Genomic DNA, 15,802 nt, shown 5'->3' with positions numbered 1-15,802 from the left:
AGTACTTTTTGTTTTGTGGTGAAGTTTAGATACTTTTTTAATGGTGCTATTTGACACCAGTATCTCTAGCAATACGTTAAGTCATAGTAAATATGTAAAGTAATTTGGCATTGAATTAGCACATGGTTGGCATATGGTTGGCCAGTATAAATAAATACCCTGACCGTTTAATACATAAATGTGTTCTCACTCTCACCGGCCAACACCTTTAAAGTTCGGAATCGAATTTTACCTGCACAAACCCTTTCAACAGTTCAATCGCTATATGTATAGGTCAGGGCCATTATTTAGTATCCATGACTTTCTTAATAACTCCTAGTCCCTCACTCACTTTGGCCAAAAAAGAGGATCTACTTTTGACTAGAATAAAATGTGGGTGTTGTGACCATACCTCTTGTAACTTATAATCTATTTCGATGGCCTTCTCATTATTTTCGTCTCGAATCGGATTATTAGTTTGAATATTTCCTCCAACACGAGCTGCAGTTTCAAAAAAGATTACAGCATCGTAACGTGCAATTTCTTTTTCTATAGTGGACTTAATACCATTTAAAAAAGTATCTTGAGAATCACTCCAGTATGCAATACCGTCGAGTCCACCACGATCACACAAGAGGGTCTTGTTCGGACACATTTTGCGGATAAGGTCTTCCAAATTTCGTTGGAGTCTGTATATGGCGACCTGTGTTTCATTTGGATAATGTTTCGCTTGCAATCTTGATACGCCGCCAGAAAACATCATTGTTGCTGCTTCGGGAACAACTGCGACTTGACCTTGAAATTCTCTTGAAAAGAGATCGAGAGCAGTGGTTTTTCCGCCCCCAGGGCCTCCAGTAAGTACAATTTTTTTCATTTTAATGCTCCATTAAAGTTTCATGACTTTGAATTTTAACACACCTTCCTCATATTTTTGAGTTACTTTTGAAGGATCAACTAATTCATTAACATTAATGGTTTGGCTTAATAGTTCTGATTTCCTGGATTGGGCATGTGTCCCATCTATATTATCAATTTGGTCAGAAAAACGACGTGACAAAGTAAGTTTAATATTTCTTTTGTTTGCCGCTATTTGAACCGTCTCTTTTTCATGTGGCGGGACTTTTAAAGATATCTCATAAAATTTTTCATTTTCTTCAATCGTTGGGTCAATCATTCGTACGTGATAAAAATCATCTTCCATTTTATCAAGTATGGTTTTCTTATTGTCTGCATGCGTTTTAACTATATTGTCAATTTCATTTTGAAATCTACTTTGGGTTCTTTCAATAATTCCATTGTGTAGTTCTACCATGTTTTTATACTTTTCTTTAAAGGATTGATCTTTTTGTTTAAGAATATCCTGATAGTGCTTTTGTTTATTGTCTAACTGTAATTTTTGGGTTTGATCTATTTCTTTTAATGTTTGATCTTGTTTATACCCAAGCTGTTTATAGTTAAATTGAAAATCTTTTTCTTGCTGTTGCAAGCTTCTTTCGTTCCGGTTTTTTGCTTTTTTAAATTCATTTTCATAAAGCTTTTCATTCGTATTATATCTATCAGCATTAAATTGATCTAATCCCTTTATTCGTTGTCCGGCCTGAATATCTTTTAATTTAACTTCACTATTTGTTTTATCTTCAAGATCTTTAGTAAATTGAACAGTTTGATCATGCAACTTTTCTTTTGTTTCAGCGTTTTTAAGATAATTTTCTTCAAATTGTTCTTGGTTAATCATATTTAATTCACGAATGGAATCCTTATGGTGATCATTAAGCTGAGAAATTTCTTTTGCCATCTGTTGTTGAGTTTTTTCAAGTTTTCCATATTGCTCAATTAATTTTTGTTCATTTTCTTGGATATCTTTTTGTAATTTATACTTATTCTCAGTTTTTTGTAGTGCTAACTCTTGGTCTCCTTCCTCTTTAAGAATTTTTTTCCTTTGATTAAATTCTTTATCAATGTTGGTTAGTTCCTTGTTCATTTGCTGAATGCGTTTATTGTGTTGCTTATTAAGTTCGTTGATTTGGGCCTGAGAATCTTTTGAGCTATTAATTTTCATTTTAAATCCTGCGTTTTAGAGGCAAGTTCATTTATGAGTTCGCTTGCAGGAGGAGGGCAAATTTTCTTTTTATTTCCAGTATTTCCAAAGCACATCCAAGTTCTCAAAAGATCAATTTTGACTGAACTCCTACCTCCATTGTAGGCAATAAAGCTAACAGGGTCTAGAGTTGAAATTTTTTTATAGCTAATAGGATCATTTGGCGGTGAGGTTCTAAGCTTTACGCTATATTGGTAAACTCTATATTCGGCCTGAAGAGAAAAGCTTAAAAATACACATAGAGGAAAAAGCAGTTTCACTGCAATTCCGGACTTTTGTTTAGAATATAGTCCTCAACCTGACTAAAAAACTCTCTTATTAAGAGAAATCGGTCTTCACATTCTAGAGACAGCATGAAAATTCTTTTTCTCTCGAGAGTTTCATATCTTTCTAATGTACGAAATAATTCCTTGATTTTTCTATTTTGAATTTTACTTGCAGGAGTATTGAGGTCGGAATTGAAATACTCTTTTAACCAATCTGTCATAAAAAGTGGAAAATGACCATTTGAACCCAACTCAATTAAAGATTTAAGCGTTGTTCTTTGTATTGTTTTTTGTACATTGTCTTGCAAAACAACCTCCTACAGATCAATCTTAATACAAACCTAAGGGACCTAAAGGGGGTAGCTTTTTCCAAAGTACGTACTTTAGGATACTTATTGATTTCAAAGAGGTAAATATTTGTTAACTTTATATAGGTTTAAAAAGTTGATTGAGAAGAATTTTAAAATGTCATAGAATATAAGAGGGATGGATTCCTAACTGGCCAACAAGGATGTTTTATGAAATTTATTCTTCTCTTTTCTTTAATTATTCAATCGGCCCTTGCTCTCGTCGACTACTCACCGTCAGGCCCTATGCCTTCAAGAAAAAGTGACAATCGAAAATTTGCACCAAAACAATATTCTGAAAATACAAATACTGCCAGTGCAAATTATACACCTAGTGGTATGTTTGTCTTAAATACGAGTTTTGAAGCAATTGATTCAAAAGGGGATGTAAACTTTAGAGCTAAGAAATTAAATTTTAGTGGCCATTTTGAAACACCCTATAAAATCTCGCTCGATTTTGGACATTGGATGGCCCAAACAGGTAGTGAAGACATTTCAGCAGATGGTTCGTTTTACCAAGGAAATCCTTATGTAAAAATGAACTTGAACTGGTTCACTTTGGGTGGAGGACAAGATAGTGCTCAATTTGATATTTTTGGACAGTTTACCTTTTCTCGAAATGAAAACAATAATCCATTTGCCTCAAGTAGAAGTGATACAACTCTTGGAATAGAAACGATCAAAAGATTTTATTCAATTGCTTTTGGAGTAAACTATGGCCTTACATTAACAGGAACTCCTGAAAATGAGGTCGAAACCCACATCGGAAATATTCAAAAAATATCAGCAGCTTTAGGTTGGGTAGTTTCTAATGATATTCAAATAATGATTCAAGCTTCAAATATTCGAGTTGATAACAAGGAATCTAGTAAAATGCCTAAGGTCTTAAAGGAGAAACTAAATTACGGAGTTCTTGAAACTTTATTGTCTCTTGGAATTTCACCTATTATCAAATTTGAATTAGGCGCCAAATTCAATACTACAAATGTAAGCGTAAGTGATACTTTGCGCAATGCTAGGCTATGGAATTTAGATGCTGTTTATGGTAATACAATTTCCACTGGTTTGAATATCTCAATATAGGAATAATATGTGCTTCAATGAAGTCGTTTATATATGTTCAGAGTGTAAAAAAATAATCGAAGAAATTGATGACGTTTATATTCTTGATGATTCAAATACGAGAGGATTTTGTTCAAAAGGTTGTTTAGATCTCTTTTATCTCAATATCGAAAACTTTTATCGTGAGAGTGAAGAACAATTACGAGAAGAACTTAGTCTTGAAAATGAAGAGTGTTTGGAGTTAGCGTCAACCGAAGATTATCTCAACGAAAATCTAAACAATCCAACTGAACTTAGAAAAATAACAAATGATTTAGGTGAAGAGCAATTTATTTTCATTTTGAATAAAACTGATGAAATAGGGCCATATGATCAGGTTTATTTTATTTCAATTGCGACCCTTATTGATGGACGACCAGGTAAAGTTCTCTTTACAACAACTACACAATCACAAAAATTATTAAAGTATTTTCAAGTTGGAGAAATTATTCCAATTGATAATTTCGTTGATCCGCAAGAGGCCAGTGGCACTGATGATAAAGTAGATGCTGATTTCTTTGAGTCTCTTGAGAGAAAAAAATCTGATATTCTAGCTAAAATTTTAGAAGTGCAGGGAGAAGATGATATCCCATTTCATGAGCATGGACAGTATGAGCAATATATGGGCATAACACTTGAAACCCCTGATGAAATTTATAGGCGAGAAGATTTAGATATGGATAGCAATTATGTGTATATTAAGGCACATCAATTCGGGTCCCAAAGTTTTTATTATATATCAATTTGTTTACTCCATGAAATAAATGAAACCCAGCAGGAAGAAACTGTAATACCCATTTATTCATTTCCAACAACTTCAAAATCAGTCCTTTCAATTTTTAGAAAAGGAGAGAAACTCACTGAAAGAGTAGAAAATTAATTACTATTAAAATGTAATGTAGTCATAAGTTCCTGCTTGTGAAAAAGAAGAACAATATCTCAAATCACTGTAAGGACAAGTTTGAGTATTTCCTTCTTTCCAACACATACATAAAAAATACGCATAGACAGGATAATAGCGATAATTTGGGTAGGGACTTGAATAATAATATTGTTGATCATCTCTCATCATCATAAGTCCATTCATTGAGTAACTCTCTCTTCCGGTAATTCGTGTCGAGCTAGTCATGATTGTTATTTTATTAATGCTAGGCGCTCCTTTCACATGATCAACATACATTGGCTCGCCTAAAAACATTGAATCAGAGCTTGTCGCTCTAAGGGGAACAAAAGCAACTCTTGCATTAAATTGATTTTTGAATTGTAAATAAATTGTTGCCGGATCTGTGCTTGATTGGCAAATATTATATGGCCCGAACTGGCCAGAATTATATATGAAACTACCAGACGCTGAATCTGCAAAATTGCAATGTGAAATTTCAGTATTCGTTTGGCCAGTTGATGTATCACTAGTTGTAGTATTATCTACTGTTGTTGTGGAAGTCGTATTTCCATTATTAGTGTTCGTTCGATTTGGATCATATACTGTTCCAGAAAGTGAGTTTGTTGTTGGACTATAGTTAGTTCTTCTTTGTCTTGGGGCCTCGCAAGAGACGATAAAAATGAGAAATATTATAAAGATTTGTTTCATAGACACCTCTTGAATTAATTATCGCCATTTATTATTAACAGTATAAGAAAATGAGTAGAATATTTTGCACTGGAAAAATTATCCATTACAATGGATATATGGGAAATAAAAGTAAGCGATTTTTGATTTGGAGCTTGAGTTTAATAGTCGTGTATTCGATTTACTCAATATTGAAGTATTTGCCTCAAAAAACTTATAACTCTATATTAGTAACCGGAGAGTTTAGAAATTTATATAAAATAGATATTGATAAACACACTCCACTTGAAACTTCAAAACTACAAGTTTTACATGATGATCGTACATATGGAGAGCCAGAAAAATTTTGGGCCAATTTGCATATCGGAAATTTCCAATTCGATATACCAATAGAGCATCCCTACTATAAATTACTACCAAATTTAAGTTATATAAATGAAAAGAAGTTCACAATCCTTACGTTAGAATTTTATGGATTTGATAAAAAAGTTGATTTTTCAATTAGTTTTCTCCCTCCACAATCTTTGCCTTTTTCTGTAAACCTACAACCGCTTTTTGAAATTCCCATTTTTCGAACAAATCTCGAAAAAATAAATTCAGAACAGCTTTGGATTGATATTTTTTCAAAAGACCTTAAACTCCCCACAAGTGAAGTTGAAAAAAATAAGTATACTTTAGATGATCTTGTTTATAATTTGTATGTACTATATTTTAGAAATCAACTTTTAAAATCTGATGTTGAACAAATAACTTATGGGCACGAAATGCAGTTAGGTCATGTTAAAAGTACTAGATCAACTGAAAACAATATCATTGAGTTAGTCTATATTAAGGATAATCAAACCGTTTATCCTATTGAAATAAAAACTCGTAAATACAATAATCACTCTATATATTTTAGAGATAGATTTTTACAATCCTTGAAATTAAAGATTTCAAACGAAGATGACTCTATAGAATATTATTCACAATTTAAGACAATTAAATACAAAGATCAAATTGGTCAAAGAGGTATGACTTTACTCTTGGCGAGTTGGTCTCATAAACTTGATGACGTTCGATACTTTAAAGAAATTATAAATTACCTAAGAAGAGGATATGGAAACCAGTTACAATTAGCAAAACTTGTTGAATTTGGTATCAATCGCTATGGCAGTGATTTTTCATATGATGAAACAAAAGAAACGCCCATGGAAAAAGTAAAACGAATGAGTCAAAAAGAACTCGAAGAAGAAATTGAGAAAGTAAAACGAGATGAAATTATGACCGATACAGATTTTAAATCTAAAGATGAAATGATTGATTACTACCTTAAAAAAGCAAAAGAAAGTAAAAAAAATATTGATAACACAACCAAGAGAAAAGTTATTGATTAGCTGAAAGATAGCGGTCAATTCCTTTCAAACTCATATATTCTTTATATTTATCAGGCCCAATCATTTCCTTATAGCGAAAGGTTTTTATGACGTTTTGAATTTTTCGGATTTGTTTTTTTGTGATGAATTTATTTTGTACAATTGAGTAGTAAAATTTTTTAGGTGAAGGTAGAAAAATCGCTAAGAAGGCCCCTTCAACTGCATTAATTTGACTTGGGTTTTTATCAAAATAAACACGTCCTGCACTATACACACCATAAATTTCAGGACCAAATTCAGCAAGGTTTAAATACAACTCTAAAATTTGGTTTTTCGTTAAATTCTTTTCTAAATCTTTGGTAATAAATATCTCTTTTAACTTTCGATTAATAGTTTTTTCTTGCGTTAAAAAAATATTTTTAGCAACTTGCTGACTAATAGTACTGGCCCCACGAGTGTAGGCCCCATCTTTTAAGTTTTTTGCAAAAGAATCTATAATTGCTTGATAATTAATCCCCTGGTGTTCAAAAAATGTTGTATCTTCACTAAAAACAATTGCATATATTAAATCCCGATTTATTTTATCAAGAGATATCCATCTGTATTTTGAATTACTTTTTGATAGATTATTCTTAATAACTTCTTTTTTAAGAGAATTAAAATTATATTCCCTTGCATCTGGTAAACTTGTAAAAAATAAATAGCTAACAAGTCCAAAAAGTACTAAAAGGGCCAATGTGATTGAACCAAGAACAAAAATGATAGATTTGATTAATCTAAATGGGGAAAATATAATTTCCTTAAATGATTGAAAATACTTTTTAAGCTTCTCTATAATTATACCAGAGCTTAATGATCGGAATAATTTCATACTTACTTTTCGGAATTTGTCTGTCATACTTGAGAAGAGAAACTTATCAAGGAAGAGTTAATGAAGAATGTATGGATTATGATTCTACTAATGCCACTTGTTTCTTTTGCGAACGATAGAGAAATTCATCTAGATAAAAGAAAATACTTATTAGAGAATGTTAAACAAGAAGAAGGCGAAGGTGTATTTGAAAGAATTACACTAGTAAGAGATGTTAATTCACCTAAGAAAATTGATATGGGTTTTTTCTATAAATTTAGAAGACTAGAGTGTACACAATGGGAAGAAAGAAGAATCTGGATACCTCCCAGATACGAGCGAGTCTGTCATGCAACAGGGCCTGATGGCAGAGTTGTTTGTTACGACAGAATGATTCCTGGTTTTTGGGAAACAGTGAAAGATTGTGTTAAAAGAGAATATTTCACAAGAAAGGCCAGTACGAAATTTAGACTTGATTTTACTGATGCAAACAAATTGAAAGGTGACCAAATTGAGACTTTCGAACTCATTCTTAATCAAGAGGATTTCGAATCTAAATCGATAGATATCTCAGCTGTACCCGATGAAACATTAACTGATTACGAAATTAAATTTAGAACATGGTTTGTTGAAGATGGACTATATTTTAAAGCAAAATAGAGGAGTTTAAATGAAGAATATAACTCTTATCTTTATCTTTTACAGTTTTACATTTAACTCCTTCGCAGTGGAGAAAGAACAAACAACGACCAAAAAAAAATATGAATATTGTGATGCTTCTAATGAATATGTCGCTGTCTTTTCTTATTTACAAGAACATAAAGAATTTGGTCTTCAAAAAAAAGAGCTCATGTCTATTTCAGACCAAGTTACGAAAGGTTGTTCTGGAGCTGCAAAAAGATTTATCATTGTCGTTGACAATCTCATACGTGCTCAACTTGATAGTGCAAGTGCAGTGAAAGTTGGACTTGAATTTGTTCAGGGAAACAATGATCAAACAGAAGCATTTATTGAAGTGTTTAAGCTTGCCTTTCTTTCAAAATATTTAGATCTTAATATTTTTAATTCTATTCAACTGGCCAGAGACTTAAGCATTAACTTTGAGGGAAATCCTAAAGTTGTAAAAAGAGATTTTTCCGAAATTACTAAATATTGCATTTTTGAGGCCAAACTTAGTAAGTCTCAATGTTCAATGATCGCTCAAGACATTGTAAAGTCTTCAGCTATTCATGATGAGCAACTTACTGAAAGTTTTGAACGATTTCAAGAATTTCTAACTGAAAAAGGGCCAAAACTCTCAAATGCTCAAGCTTTAAATGTTTCTCAGAAGATTTTAAAATATGGGCCAAAATCGGCCGAAAATTTTAAAAAGGCTTACCGCTTTGCTGTTGATGAAAACGGACTAAAGCTATCCTCTGAAGATGCCCTGAATTTTGCTGCAAAAATATCTGAAGAATCTCTAAGAGAAAAAGCATTATAAGGCCAAGTTAAAATTTTTACTCTTCTGTGTATTACCCTCAACATGGGCCTTTATGTTTTCGTATCCAATAAGAACTTGTTCCCAACAGTCCTTTACAAATTTATCTTTGTTGGAATAGTCTCTTGGATTGATCGCAGCTCCAATTTCAATACCTATTTTATTAAATGAATTGAGTTCATATTTTGGCGTACATACATTTTGAGTACCATAGAGGGAAAGGGGAACAACGTGAACTTTAAGTTCAAAGGCCATATCAATTAATTTTCTATGAATATCTTCAAAATTTTTCGGAGAACCTGACTTAGATCTTGTTCCCTCTGGGTAATATTGTATGGCCTCAGAATTTTTCAATCGTTTAACACATTCTTTAAGCGCCGTTGCACGACTAGAACTATCATTTCTTCCCACAGTAATGGCCTGAGCATATTTGGCCAATAATGAAATTCCTGGTATTTTTAAAACTTCTTTTTTCATTAGCGGAGAGATTCTAAAACAAGAGGCAATCAACGGAACATCAGCAAAACTATTGTGATTTGCAATAAACAATATTCCGCCCTCTGGTAATTTTTTATTATTGAGATTGTTGATTTTTGTAATCTTCGACAAAAGAAAAACTCTCAGATACAAAAAGGACATAAGTTTCCATATATAGAAGATTCCAATTTTTCGAATATGCTTAGAAAAAGGATAAAGAATTAAACCAGGTATATAGACTAAAAAAGTAGATAGTATAACCATGGGGTAACCCCAAATCAAAGTGATAAATTTACTGGCCCTATTGTGCATTTTGACATTCCCAATTTTATAGGACTTTTAAAAAAGACCTATGTTGTCAGCAATTCCGCTGGCAAAATCCTCTAAAAGGTCTTATAATTCCTGAAAATAATGGAAAGTCAAATCTTTAGAAGGAGACCCAAGTGAACACATCTGCAATTGCCATGGGTGTTGCCCTCGTTGTTGCTATTGGATTAGTTATTTCAATGGCCGGTTTAAGTTTAACTATTGGAGCAATAGAGTTTTTATTTGGAAAACCAAAATTTTTGTTTTTAAAATCTCAAAAAGGTCCCAATGGATTGGCATTTGCTTTGAAATGGAACTCTGCTAAGGAGCCGGCCAGCATAGATTATATAAAGGTAAAACTTTACAATCCGTTTGGGAAACCCCAACAGGTCGAAGTGACTTCGATTTTTCCAGGAAAAACAAATACTTTTGCTGAAGACTTAAACATGGGCCCTGGTATGGAAACACTACTGAAGGCACATGGAATTGAACAGGCCAGAGTTGTAATTGAAGTTGGATCAAAGAAAAATGGCGTTTCGCATCAGTTTGAGATGCCATGGCCAAAATTTAGAGAAAATTTAGCAAAGGCCAGGGAAACTGCAGAATCCTTTAATGCACAAAACGAAATAAAATCTAGTAGGCCCTACTTTGAAATTCCAAAAAGATCTTTCATTGCTGAGAATTTTGCAACCTCTAATAAGGCCCTTAAGATTGCCTCCAATCCTGAATTTGCAGGAGATTTTTCTTCAGCAGGCGGAGATGGACAGACCACGGTAGAAAACTTTCTTGTCTCCAAAGTTTGGATAAATGAGGGATGTATTGTATGTGATGCCTGTGAAGGAATTTATCCCGAAGTATTTGAAGTAAAGTCAGACACATGTGTTATTCGACCAGATGCACCACTAGACAATGGATTAAAAATTCAAGAAGCAGCAGAAGCTTGCCCTGTTGAAGTTATCAAGTATAATAAAGCATAGCCTAATAAAACAACAAGAGGTTGGGGATGATTAGAAGACCATTTCAGCTTTTATTAGTAGATGACAATGAAGGTGTAAGAGAGATTGTTGAGATTTCAATCCGTGAAAAATTTAACGAAGAATTCATTAATATTATACCTATGGAGACTGCGAAAGAGGCTTTGGCCTACGCAAAAGATCATACTGTACATATTGTCTTTACAGATATTCATATGCGCGGTTCATTTGGTGACTCCTTGATTAGAGAATGTCATAAACTTGAAAAAGGTATACAGGTTGTCGTAATGTCTGGTGACACAAAATTTACGACTGTCTCTAATTGCTATTTAGATGGTGCGCGCTTTTTTATCGTCAAACCTTTTACTGATAGTGATATTCAAGATTCTATTAGACACTGTTTATATGAACTAGAAGCTTGGGAAAAAATCTTTGCTCAAAAAATAACCCCCTCTTAATTAGGCCTTTTCATTCATTAAATTTGAAACCATTAATGATAAGAGACCAGGTTCATTTTCCTGCCATATTTCCTGCAAACTGGCACCTTCTTCTATTGTTGGACATTCCAAAGTCAATACAGGTGCAAGATATTTTTGAGGAGCATACTGACCCAAGGAACCTGGTGTAGGATGATTATGAAGATGTTTATCTATAGGATAGTTATTATGTTTGGCCAAGAAATTTGCAATATGCTCAATTTCTCCATCAAAATTTATAACTGGTTTCCATGAGTGAAATGATATAATTAATTTTGGTGGAAATTTCTCAAAGATTTTATCCAAAAAAATATTTTCAGGTTCACTCAATGGTTTTTTTCCAGGATTATATTTATCTTCTTTATAATCAGCACTCCATTGTTTTGAAGGAAGATTTCGATTGAGATCTATCATATGTGAATTGACTCTTGTTCCCGCTCGGTATCCATCAACATTGAGTACAGGAATCACGACAAGTGCATATTGAATTTTTGTATCTTCTTCTTTTAACCAATCAAAAAGTTTACTTAGTACGTAGACACCCTCTACTTCGTCACCATGAGTTCCTGCAATTAAATAAATGTATTTATCTGCTTTTTTATCTGTTCTAAATGCTTTGATCTCTTGCCCTTCAACACTTTCACCAGGTCGTAATTCAATAAACTCCATTAATGAATCCTTTTTTGATAAGAATAAATGGCCGACTGGCCAGGTGTTTCTTCAACTTCAATTTGTAGTGATTCAAATTCAAATTCAAACCTTTCCTTCACTATTTTTTTTACCTCATGACAAATATAAATCGCAATTCTTTCAGCACTTGTATTCTCTATAGGTAATATTAAAACATCGCTTGTGGGAAATTGAAAGATATCTCCATCGGGGCATTCCAATCTTAAGGTTCTATCCTCTTGAATAATATTGATTTGAGGATTTTCTCCCGGTAGAAGAAGCTTGTGGTCCAATGAATCACATACTTCTCGTACAATTGGTTTTATATCTAGAAAATCAAAAACCATATCACTTTCTAATTCGAGAGCATTGCCGCGAAATTCGACACGGTAATTATGTCCATGTAAGGGTTCACGTGTTCCATCTTTAAAAATTAGAAAGTGGGAACTTGCGAAATTAAAATACTGTTTATAAACACTGATTGAAAAAGGTGTACTCATGAATTTTATACTTTGTTAACTCAATGCACATGCATTTGTGCGGCAGCATCTTAACTTAAAATAATAAATTCGGAAAGTCTTTCTTTGGTGCCATGCATCTTTAAGAAGTGATTGTTTCTTGGATGGAGAAAGGCTATTATTCCCGCTTTATTTTAACGTTTTGGAAATTATGAAAATTACACAAAAATATTTCAAAAAGTTTTTAACTCAACTCAAAAAACGCTCTAACTCCAAAGAAGCTGAAAGTGCAATTGATAAAGTTCTTAAACTTGAAAAAAACATAAATTTCGATGATGACTCCGCTAAATCCTATTTAACTAAGGATGATTTCGAAATTCCATTAGAAATTTCTTCTCATCCTCAAGGATTTGCCTTATTTTCAGATGGAGCTTGTCGAGGAAATCCAGGGCCAGGTGCTTGGGGAATGGTTGGACAAAATTCTAAAGGAGAAGTTATTTTTCATGGATCTGGATTTGAAATGGGAACAACAAACAACCAAATGGAACTCACAGGGGCCATTAACTCCATAAAAGCTCTCTCTGAATATATTGATGATAACCAAGAAAATTCTATGCCATTAGTTGTCCTCTATAGTGATTCAAAATACGTTGTTGATGGAATTACAAAGTGGGTATCTAATTGGAAGAAAAAAGGTTGGAAAAAAGCTGATAATAAGGCCCCTGAGAATCTTGAGTTGTGGCAAGAATTCGATTATCTTGTCTCACAATATAAGTTAATAAAATTTGAGTGGGTTAAAGGACATAGTGGCCACCCGCAAAATGAATATTGCGATCAGCTGGCCAACGAGGCCATAGATGAAGCTGGTTTCTAAAAAAAAGATTTACGATTAATAAAACTACGGCCATCATGCCTGTATGATATTTTTAAAAAAAAGGATAGAATTGTGAAAAAAATTATCGCACCATTACTTGCTTTAGTTACACTTGTTTCTTGTAACTCGCAAAAAGATGTCAAACTTGGAAACGACGATCTTAAAACAATCTATACTGTCGGAACAATGTTCGGCGAGAGAATGAATTCTTTTGGTTTAAGTGATGAAGAAGTTGGTGCCTTAATAATGGGCGTCAGAGACGCCGCTAAAGGTGATAAACCTAAGGTCGAAGTTGCTGAATTTCAGGCCAAAGTTCCGGTGCTATTCCAAGACAGAATGGAAAGAAATAAAGAAAAAATGAAAAAAGAATCAGTGGAAATCAAGAAAAAAGGTTCTGACTATTTAGAAAACTTTGTTAAAAATGGTGGAACTAAAACAGCATCTGGTCTTGCTTACAAAGTGACTGTACCTGGTTCAGAAAAAAAACCAATGGCCACTGATGAAGTTGAAGTTCATTATCATGGAACTCTTATAGACGGAACAGTTTTTGATTCATCAAAAGACAGAGGCAAGACCGCCAAATTCCCTCTTAATAGAGTCATTAAAGGATGGACTGAAGGACTACAACTAGTTGGTGAAGGTGGATCTATTAAACTTGTTATACCATCTGAACTTGCATATGGAGATGAAAGAGCTGTTGGAAAAATTCCTCCAGGTTCTACTTTAGTCTTTGAAGTTGAATTAATTAAAATCAGTGATGCAAAAGAGACACAAGCTCCTGAAATGAAAATTGAGGCCCCTAAGAAAAAATAAATTATTTTAAATATCTTCCTGGAGAAAGGCGGTTGTCTGGATCAATCGCCTTTTTTATCTCTTTGGCCAATTGATTGTCTTCTATACGCTCGAAAAAATACTTAAAAGAATTCAATCCAAATCGATATGGAAAGAATTCTTGTTTTGCTCCTTCTGTGATTAAGCAATTATAAAAGTGATGCGCTTTTTTTACATCACTGTGATTCTCTTTGTTAAAAAGAATCGGAATTGTACTATCAATGTGTCTCGGATTTAATGCTGATAAAGTAATGAGAGGATCACTTTGACATTTCTTTGCAACTCGCTCAACCATTTCAACATACTCTTGCGCCCTATTTCCCTTTAGTTCAATAAGGGGTGAATACCAAATGATTCCACAATTATCTTTTGTTGGATCTAAATCCTCATCATTTTCAAAATGTTTTAGATTTCGCAGGTAGGCCAGTCTAAGCGCATTCTTATTTGGTGTGCCTTCTGTAAATTGCATTCCAGCTTCCAATTTGTGATAGATTTCTTTTAAATGAGTAAATCCAAATTTGATACCTAGATCTGCAATCGTTTTTATAATTTTTAACTTCTTTCTATGAATGAAAAAAGTACGTTTCGCAATTGGTCTAAAATTTTTCTTTATTTCCTTAGATATTACTCTCGCACAATTTTTTGATGAATAAACCGCTCCTACAATTGTCCAATCTGTGATCCCAAAAAGTTTTTTCGCCTTATCTAAAATTTTCCTATCAATAGGCCTTGAATTTTCTATTACATCACCTGATAGTTTATCTGCCATCATGGAATAAATTCTATAATCATTCATGATGTTGATACCGCCAATATTTCCCTCAAACTTGTGAAAGATTATTTTTACTACGTTTATGATTTCATGGATGCTAATATTATTTTTTATATGTATAAAGAACATTTCTGTATGCTCAGCTTTCGCGGCCAGAGCAAGAGAGATTTCTGTAACGACTCCAAAATTTGATTGAGTAAATATTCCATCTAAATATGGCCCGACCCCCCATCTGAACGTATCTGCCAATTTAGGAAAACCCATTTTTCTCAACGGTGACTCGTAAATTTTTCCATTAGGCAAAATTGCTCTTAGTGATTGAACTGAATGAAAATGATCAGTGTATGGGGTAATACCAAATCCTCTTTCGATCGAGTTTCCTAGTACGCTGCATTCTGGGCCTCCTCCATGTATGGGACAAAGCCATCGATCTCCATTGTTTTTTAAAAAATCTGCAAGCTGTTGGTAAGTAACTCCAGGACCAACTCGAAGAGTACCTAATTCATCATCAAAATCACTGATTTGATTCATTTGAGATAAATTTAAAATAATGGCATTATCTTGAGTAGGTGTTAGACAGCCATAACCCCAATTATGGCCTGTCGAGATTGGATAATATGATGCGTTGCCGTTTTCTTTAAGAAGCTCTATAATTTCTTTTTCTTTAGAAATAAAAATTATTTTCCTGTCAACCTCATTTAGCCCTAATGTGTTGGGGAAGAAATGAGTTTGCACCCTTTTTTTTTCAATTTGATCACTTTCAGACATATTACTTTCCTTAAGACAAAAAATCATAAATATCGCTTTTATTAATCCTTTTGATTATTTTAACTCATTTACATAGAGACAAAAGCTAGGTATATATGCCCCTTATTATTAACCTTATGCTCGGTTTCAAAAGAAGTATTTGTTGCTGGGGTTT

At 33.2% G+C, this 15,802-nt stretch carries 19 protein-coding genes; 9 read left to right on the top strand and 10 right to left on the bottom strand.

Features of this window, described 5'->3' with window-relative positions:
* Positions 1–283: 283 nt before the first annotated feature.
* The 4 genes from H6622_06045 to H6622_06030 are packed head-to-tail and all read right to left on the bottom strand — an operon-like array spanning position 284 to position 2,651.
* The gene (locus H6622_06045; protein ID MCB9061064.1) at positions 284–853 is read right to left on the bottom strand and encodes an AAA family ATPase; all 570 of its coding nucleotides are present in this window, start codon (positions 851–853) and stop codon (positions 284–286) included.
* Between the two features lie 12 nt (positions 854–865).
* Positions 866–2,038 carry a hypothetical protein gene (locus tag H6622_06040; protein ID MCB9061063.1) on the bottom strand — a complete coding sequence of 391 codons (1,173 nt, stop codon included), beginning with the start codon at positions 2,036–2,038 and terminating at the stop codon, positions 866–868.
* Positions 2,035–2,337, bottom strand: coding sequence for a hypothetical protein (locus H6622_06035; protein MCB9061062.1), 303 nt, complete (start codon positions 2,335–2,337; stop codon positions 2,035–2,037). Before H6622_06035 ends, H6622_06040 begins: the two co-directional genes overlap by 4 nt.
* Positions 2,334–2,651: a hypothetical protein gene (locus H6622_06030; protein ID MCB9061061.1), complete on the bottom strand. Its 318-nt coding sequence runs from the start codon at positions 2,649–2,651 to the stop codon at positions 2,334–2,336. The genes H6622_06035 and H6622_06030 overlap by 4 nt, the downstream gene beginning before the upstream one ends.
* A 210-nt stretch (positions 2,652–2,861) precedes the next feature.
* Between H6622_06030 and H6622_06025 the strand changes: the two genes are divergently transcribed.
* Positions 2,862–3,773, top strand: coding sequence for a hypothetical protein (locus H6622_06025; GenBank protein MCB9061060.1), 912 nt, complete (start codon positions 2,862–2,864; stop codon positions 3,771–3,773).
* Positions 3,774–3,780: 7 nt separating this feature from the next.
* On the top strand, positions 3,781–4,671 hold the full coding sequence (locus H6622_06020; GenBank protein MCB9061059.1) for a hypothetical protein: 891 nt from the start codon (positions 3,781–3,783) through the stop codon (positions 4,669–4,671).
* A 6-nt stretch (positions 4,672–4,677) separates the two neighbouring features.
* Here H6622_06020 and H6622_06015 read toward each other — a convergent pair whose 3' ends face one another.
* Positions 4,678–5,382, bottom strand: a complete 705-nt coding sequence (locus tag H6622_06015) for a hypothetical protein (GenBank protein MCB9061058.1) — start codon at positions 5,380–5,382, stop codon at positions 4,678–4,680.
* Between the two features lie 50 nt (positions 5,383–5,432).
* On the opposite strand from H6622_06015, the gene H6622_06010 reads away from it, so the two are divergent.
* Positions 5,433–6,737: a hypothetical protein gene (locus H6622_06010; protein MCB9061057.1), complete on the top strand. Its 1,305-nt coding sequence runs from the start codon at positions 5,433–5,435 to the stop codon at positions 6,735–6,737.
* Here H6622_06010 and H6622_06005 read toward each other — a convergent pair.
* The gene (locus H6622_06005) at positions 6,727–7,587 is read right to left on the bottom strand and encodes a transglycosylase domain-containing protein (protein ID MCB9061056.1); all 861 of its coding nucleotides are present in this window, start codon (positions 7,585–7,587) and stop codon (positions 6,727–6,729) included. The two genes, H6622_06010 and H6622_06005, sit on opposite strands and share 11 nt — an antisense overlap.
* 60 nt (positions 7,588–7,647) lie before the next feature.
* On the opposite strand from H6622_06005, the gene H6622_06000 reads away from it, so the two are divergent.
* Positions 7,648–8,226 (top strand): hypothetical protein, encoded by a 579-nt coding sequence (locus H6622_06000; GenBank protein MCB9061055.1) that lies wholly within the window; start codon positions 7,648–7,650, stop codon positions 8,224–8,226.
* 10 nt (positions 8,227–8,236) lie between these two features.
* Positions 8,237–9,046 carry a hypothetical protein gene (locus H6622_05995; GenBank protein MCB9061054.1) on the top strand — a complete coding sequence of 270 codons (810 nt, stop codon included), beginning with the start codon at positions 8,237–8,239 and terminating at the stop codon, positions 9,044–9,046.
* Here H6622_05995 and H6622_05990 read toward each other — a convergent pair.
* The gene (locus H6622_05990; protein ID MCB9061053.1) at positions 9,041–9,784 is read right to left on the bottom strand and encodes a 1-acyl-sn-glycerol-3-phosphate acyltransferase; all 744 of its coding nucleotides are present in this window, start codon (positions 9,782–9,784) and stop codon (positions 9,041–9,043) included. The genes H6622_05995 and H6622_05990 overlap by 6 nt on opposite strands.
* A 593-nt stretch (positions 9,785–10,377) precedes the next feature.
* Between H6622_05990 and H6622_05985 the strand changes: the two genes are divergently transcribed.
* Positions 10,378–10,803: a ferredoxin gene (locus tag H6622_05985; GenBank protein MCB9061052.1), complete on the top strand. Its 426-nt coding sequence runs from the start codon at positions 10,378–10,380 to the stop codon at positions 10,801–10,803.
* A gap of 26 nt (positions 10,804–10,829) precedes the next feature.
* On the top strand, positions 10,830–11,258 hold the full coding sequence (locus H6622_05980; GenBank protein ID MCB9061051.1) for a response regulator: 429 nt from the start codon (positions 10,830–10,832) through the stop codon (positions 11,256–11,258).
* On the opposite strand, the gene H6622_05975 is transcribed toward H6622_05980, so the two are convergent.
* Together H6622_05975 and H6622_05970 are read right to left on the bottom strand one after the other, a co-directional pair.
* Positions 11,259–11,945 carry a DUF2817 domain-containing protein gene (locus H6622_05975; protein MCB9061050.1) on the bottom strand — a complete coding sequence of 229 codons (687 nt, stop codon included), beginning with the start codon at positions 11,943–11,945 and terminating at the stop codon, positions 11,259–11,261. It lies immediately after the preceding gene.
* Positions 11,945–12,445: a 6-carboxytetrahydropterin synthase gene (locus H6622_05970; GenBank protein MCB9061049.1), complete on the bottom strand. Its 501-nt coding sequence runs from the start codon at positions 12,443–12,445 to the stop codon at positions 11,945–11,947. The genes H6622_05975 and H6622_05970 overlap by 1 nt, the downstream gene beginning before the upstream one ends.
* Before the next feature lie 169 nt (positions 12,446–12,614).
* Between H6622_05970 and rnhA the strand changes: the two genes are divergently transcribed.
* Both rnhA and H6622_05960 read left to right on the top strand, forming a co-directional pair.
* On the top strand, positions 12,615–13,277 hold the full coding sequence (rnhA, locus tag H6622_05965) for a ribonuclease HI (GenBank protein ID MCB9061048.1): 663 nt from the start codon (positions 12,615–12,617) through the stop codon (positions 13,275–13,277).
* A gap of 72 nt (positions 13,278–13,349) precedes the next feature.
* The gene (locus tag H6622_05960) at positions 13,350–14,090 is read left to right on the top strand and encodes an FKBP-type peptidyl-prolyl cis-trans isomerase (protein MCB9061047.1); all 741 of its coding nucleotides are present in this window, start codon (positions 13,350–13,352) and stop codon (positions 14,088–14,090) included.
* A 1-nt stretch (position 14,091) separates the two neighbouring features.
* Here the strand turns inward: H6622_05960 and H6622_05955 are convergent, their stop codons facing one another.
* The gene (locus H6622_05955; protein MCB9061046.1) at positions 14,092–15,648 is read right to left on the bottom strand and encodes an FAD-dependent oxidoreductase; all 1,557 of its coding nucleotides are present in this window, start codon (positions 15,646–15,648) and stop codon (positions 14,092–14,094) included.
* Between the last annotated feature and the right edge of the window lie 154 nt (positions 15,649–15,802).

The organism is Halobacteriovoraceae bacterium, assembly GCA_020635115.1.
Classification (GTDB): domain Bacteria; phylum Bdellovibrionota; class Bacteriovoracia; order Bacteriovoracales; family Bacteriovoracaceae; genus JACKAK01.
Note: the sequence above shows the minus strand (reverse complement) of the source record. Positions and strands in the feature narration are given on the sequence as shown.